This window comes from Sphingomonas sp. UYAg733, from assembly GCF_054057355.1.
In genome coordinates this window covers 1-2,509 of sequence record NZ_JBSRZE010000032.1, presented here as the reverse complement: position 1 = coordinate 2,509, position 2,509 = coordinate 1, and the positions used below count along the sequence as shown (strand labels likewise).

2 protein-coding genes are annotated in these 2,509 nt (G+C 63.7%); both read right to left on the bottom strand.

Annotated features, from left to right (window positions below; genetic code table 11):
• Nucleotides 1-149 precede the first annotated feature (149 nt).
• Nucleotides 150-878 carry an IS21-like element helper ATPase IstB gene (gene istB / locus ACVWZA_RS21765; protein ID WP_183113801.1) on the bottom strand — a complete coding sequence of 243 codons (729 nt, stop codon included), beginning with the start codon at nucleotides 876-878 and terminating at the stop codon, nucleotides 150-152.
• 2 nt (nucleotides 879-880) lie between these two features.
• Nucleotides 881-2,395 carry an IS21 family transposase gene (gene istA, locus ACVWZA_RS21760; protein WP_457313537.1) on the bottom strand — a complete coding sequence of 505 codons (1,515 nt, stop codon included), beginning with the start codon at nucleotides 2,393-2,395 and terminating at the stop codon, nucleotides 881-883.
• Between the last annotated feature and the right edge of the window lie 114 nt (nucleotides 2,396-2,509).

The following is a 2,509-nucleotide window of genomic DNA, read 5'->3' as shown; positions in this document are numbered from 1 at the left end:
TGTCAATCGGCGCGGCAACGGGGACCGGGATCGGCATGTAAAAGGAGACCACTCACGTGCCGTCGTTCTGGGGGATGTCGGCGTAGGGCGTAGCCCGGAGCCGACATCCCCCAGAACGACATCCTCTTTGGCAGCGGCAGCGACGGCGCTCAGCTTCGGTTCTTGAACCGCCAGCTCTCGTTGCCTGTCTCGACGATGTCGCAGTGATGGGTAAGTCGATCGAGCAGCGCGGTCGTCATTTTCGCATCGCCGAACACGGTCGGCCATTCGCCGAACGCCAGGTTGGTGGTGACGATGACCGAGGTGTGTTCGTAAAGTCGGCTGATGAGGTGGAACAGCAGCTGCCCGCCAGCGCGTGCGAACGGCAGATAGCCAAGTTCGTCGAGGATCAGGAGGTCCAGCCGCGACAGATGCTCGGCAAGCTTGCCGGTGCGGCCCTGAAGGACCTCCATCTCGAGCCGGTTCACCAGATCGGTGGTATTGTGGAAGCGAACGCGGGCACCGGTGCGGATGCAACTGCGCGCGATGGCGATACTCAGATGCGTCTTGCCCGAGCCCGTACCGCCCACCAGCACGACATTGCGCTGGTTGGCGAGGAACGCCCCGGTGGCGAGATCGCGAACCAGCGCTTCGTTGATCGGCGTGCCGGCGAACTCGAACTCGGCGACCTCCTTTGCAAGCGGCAGCTTGGCGATCGTCATCTGATACTTGATCGAGCGGGCATGCTTGTCGGCGATCTCCGCCCGCAACAGATCGCCGACGACATGCTGAACGGGATACTGGCGCTTGATCGCATCGGCGATCACCTCGTCATAGGCCTGGCGCATACCGGCGAGCTTGAGGTCGCCCATCAACTCCAGGATCTGGTGGCGCTCCATCATCACGCCGCCTCACGAAGCGGGGTCAGCAGGCGATCGTAGCGGCCTGCATCGGCGATCGGCTCGATCTCAAGCCGCAGATGGTCGGGTGTTGCAATGGTGGGCTCCACCGGCGCCGATCGGGACCGGGCCAGGATGTTGAGCACCACATCGGCGCTGGCCACCCCGTTCGCGAGTGCTTCGGCAGCGGCGTTCTCCACGGCGTCAAGACCATCGACGGTAATGGTGGTGAGGATCTTGACCATCTGGCGGTCGCCATCGCTGCTCTCCTTCAAACGGGTGCGCAGACGCTCCAGTCCTGACGGCAATGCGAGTTGCTTGAACGGCGCGCCGTTCCTCAGCGCACCCGGCTTCTTTGCCAGCACCGGTACGTAATGCCACGGATCGTAGATCGTCTGATCGCGACCGTAGCGCCGCGCATGCTCTGCAACGATATCATCACCCTGCCGGATAACGATCCGGTCGGCATAGGCGTGGACCTCCGCCGGGCGGCCCAGTGCGCGGGCCGCGACCGAGTACTTGTTGTAATCGAACCGCACGAGCAGTGTTTTGGAGACGGTCGCGGTCACCGCATGGAAGCCATTGAACGCCGTCGTCGGCAGCCGCATCAGCGCCGCCTTCTCGTCGTCGAACACATCGGCGACGGTCCGCTCGCGCAACTCGGGATGACGATGGGCGCTGGCATGTTCGATGCAGCGATCGAGCAGCCAGGTGTTCAGCTCCTCGTAGCTCGCAAAGCGCAGCCGCGGGGTGAAGAAGCGCTCGCGCACGAGGCCAACCTGGTTCTCGACCTGTCCCTTCTCCCAGCCAGCTGCCGGCGTGCAGGCGGTCGGCTCGACCAGATAATGGCTGCACATCTGCAGGAACCGCCGGTTGAACCGGCGTTCCTTGCCGAGGAACACCACGTCCACCGCCGTCGACATATTATCGTAGATGCCGCGCGTGCAGACACCGCCAAAGAAGGCGAACGCTCGTGCATGCGCATCGAACACCATCTCCTGCGTCTCGCGCGGATAGGCCGCCACGAAGAACATCCGGCTGTGGGAAAGCCTGACGTGCGCGACCTTCACCGTCGTCGTCACGCCCGCCATCACGATCACTTCGTGGCTCCAGTCGAACTGGTACGCTTCGCCAGGATCGAAGCTCAGTGGCACGAACGCGGTCGCCGTCCGCCCCGCTTCCTCGCGTTGCCAGCGACGGGCATGGCGGCGAACAGCATCGTAGCCGCCCTCAAATCCAAGCCCGCGCAGCACCTCATATAACCTGATCAGCGTCAGACGTTCGCGGCGTGGCTTGCGTTCGTTCTCGGCCAACATCTGCTCCAGCGCGGCCGCGTGGCCACCCAGCTTCGGCTTGGGCTCCGCAACCCGCGTGTACGTGAACACGGGCTCCTCCGCCTCGATCGCCTTGCGCACCGTCTTGCGCGACACATGCAGTCGACGCGCGATCTCCCGCACCGACAACTTCTGCACGAAATGCGCGCGCCTGATCCGTCCTATCGTCTCCACCGTCGTCATCCTCCACCTCGTCGCCAGCCAACACAGCAGGCGAACATAGATGACCCGGAAGGTGGTCCCCGTTTAGGTGCCGATTACCGGGTCAGGTGGTCCCCAATCTCACGCCGAAACACA

Coding starts and splice junctions, on each gene's coding strand:
- istB (WP_183113801.1), bottom strand. CDS start 878: ATGGAGCGCCACCAGATCCTGGAGTTGATGGGCGACCTCAAGCTCGCC.
- istA (WP_457313537.1), bottom strand. CDS start 2,395: ATGACGACGGTGGAGACGATAGGACGGATCAGGCGCGCGCATTTCGTG.